Source organism: Lamprobacter sp. (genome assembly GCF_034860625.1).
GTDB lineage: Bacteria > Pseudomonadota > Gammaproteobacteria > Chromatiales > Chromatiaceae > Lamprobacter.
The window spans coordinates 1-718 of the sequence record NZ_JAYESN010000707.1; the positions used below are offsets into that span (position 1 = coordinate 1).

Genomic DNA, 718 nt, shown 5'->3' on the forward strand with positions numbered 1-718 from the left:
GGAGCGCAGCAGCGACCAAAACCCTTCCATGGTGTTGACATGGACCTCGTGAAAACCGTCGCCGTCCTCGTCGCGGGCATATTCACCGCGACCATGACAAACGCTTTTGCGCGGGTAGCCCCAGGCGGGCAAGGCGTCGTCGATCACGTATTCGTCAGTGTTGATCAGGGTGCCAGGCTCAATGGTCTCTTCGATGAGGGGACGAATCGTACGCTGCTTGACATCCGCCAACATGACGATGCGCACCTCCCCGCCACGCTCGATCATGCCGAAGATGGGTGGCTTGTCCTTCGCCAAGGTGCCTCGTCCGGGAGCCCCCTTGAGCCGCCGCCGACGTGGTGGACGTCCCACGATCCGATCCGCTCGACCCTTGTGTCCGGCCACGATGTACACCTCATCGCACTCAACCTTGCCGCTCAGGCGCACCGTGCGACGGCGTTTGACGATCCCCTCGCGCAGTTGCTCGGCCATCCACTGACCGTCGCTTTCATTGAGGCCGAGTTCCTTGGCAATCTGCAGGTTCGACGGGTTCAATCCCATCAAGTACAGATAAGAAAACCAGACCGACAACGGCTGGTGGCGTCCCATGAGGATCGTCCCTGTCAGGTCATCGAAGCGTTTCGCGCAGTTTCGGCAGGTGTAGCGGCGACAGGCTCTGTGTCGGTGGTTGCGGCCACGCTTGACGATCTTGTTGGAACCACAACGTGGACAATCAACG

General features: G+C 60.4%; 1 protein-coding gene. It reads right to left on the reverse strand.

What is annotated here, in order from left to right; genetic code table 11:
• Window positions 1–588 (reverse strand): IS1595 family transposase (locus tag VBE63_RS30875; protein WP_323686759.1); only part of this gene is annotated, 588 nt, incomplete at its 3' end.
• Between the last annotated feature and the right edge of the window lie 130 nt (window positions 589–718).